1 protein-coding gene is annotated in these 1535 nt (G+C 67.4%); it reads left to right on the forward strand.

What is annotated here, in order from left to right:
• The first annotated feature begins 262 nt into the window (after positions 1 to 262).
• Positions 263 to 1504, forward strand: a complete 1242-nt coding sequence (locus tag EPN51_RS07655) for an IS110 family transposase (protein ID WP_293039839.1) — start codon at positions 263 to 265, stop codon at positions 1502 to 1504.
• The last annotated feature ends 31 nt before the right edge of the window (positions 1505 to 1535 follow it).

Here is a 1535-nt window from a genome sequence, read left to right on the forward strand (position 1 = left end):
CAGCTGAGTGGCCGGGGCCGCGTTGCGGCCCTTGCGGGGTGGGGAAGATCGGGTCTGGTCACCGCTGTCTGCGCGCGGCACAGTTGAGGCGTGAACGGCGGTCGACCTCGGCCACTACTTCGTGCGTGTGAGCCAGAAGCTGAGTGTGGGGTGCGGGGCTGCCGCGGGGCCCGCGGATTGTTGCTACGAGCACGTAAGTCAGACTCCTGAACCTGATCGTCCCGCCCGCCGTCCACGTCCTTGACAGTGGAAGGAGTGGGCGATGGAAGTTCTGCACTCGCGCTGCGCCGGGCTGGATCTGTCCAAGCGTGACGCGAAGGTCTGTGTGCGGCTGGTGCCGCCGGGCAAATCACGCGCCAGTCAGGAGATCACCACCTGGTCGTCGATGACGGCCGACATCCTGGCGTTGCGAGAGCATCTGATCGCCGCGCAGGTGACGTGCGTGGCGATGGAGGCCACCGGCGACTACTGGAAGCCGTTCTACTACGTGCTGGAGGACGGCCCGTTCGAGGTGATGCTGGTCAACGCCCACGACGCCAAGAATCTGCCCGGCCGCAAGACCGATGTCTCCGACGCCGCCTGGCTGGCCCAGCTGGCTGCGCATGGGCTGGTGCGGGCTTCGTTCGTTCCGCCGCCACCGATCCGCCAGCTGCGGGACCTGACCCGGACTCGGACGGCGATCACCCGGGAACGCACCCGCGAGGCGCAACGGCTGGAGAAGGTGCTTGAGGACGCCGGGATCAAACTGTCGGTGGTGGCCACGGACATCACCGGCACGTCCGGGCGGGCGATCCTGGGCGCGATGGTCGCCGGAGAACGAGACCCCGCGGTGCTAGCCGACCTGTCGGTGCGGCAGCTGCGCGCCAAGATCCCCGCGCTGACCAAAGCACTGGCGGGCCGGTTCAGCGACCATCACGCGTTCCTGGTCGAGCTGCACCTACAGCTGATCGACCAGCACAGCGCGGCCATCGCCACTCTGACCCGCCGGATCGAGGAGGCGATGGCCCCGTTTCGTGCCGCCCGGGAGCTGATCTGCACGATCCCGGGCATCGGCGTCCCAACCGCCGACGTGATCATCGCTGAGATCGGCGCTGACATGTCCCGCTTCCCGACCGCGGGCAACCTGGCCTCCTGGGCCGGGGTATGTCCCGGCCACCACGAGTCCGCAGGCCGGATCAAATCCAGCAGGACCCGGCCCGGCAACCGATGGCTCAAAGGCGCCCTCGGCGCCGCCGCACTCTCCATCGCCCGGCACCCCGGAACATTCCTGCACGTCAAGTACCAGCGGCTTGCACGATCACGCGGCAAGTCCAAAGCCATCGTCGCAATCGAGCACAACCTGCTGACCCTCGTCTGGACCATGCTCACCAGCGGGGCGCTCTACAACGACCCAGGCCCTGGCTACTACGCCCGCCGCAACCCCGAACGCTCCAAGAACCAAGCCATCCGCCAACTCGAAGCGCTCGGCTACCACGTCAACATCGAACCGCGACCAGCCGCCTAACAGCCTCACTCACGTTCTCTTCAAGTCAGCG

The sequence above is a fragment of the Mycobacterium sp. genome, assembly GCF_004298145.1.
GTDB lineage: Bacteria > Actinomycetota > Actinomycetes > Mycobacteriales > Mycobacteriaceae > Mycobacterium.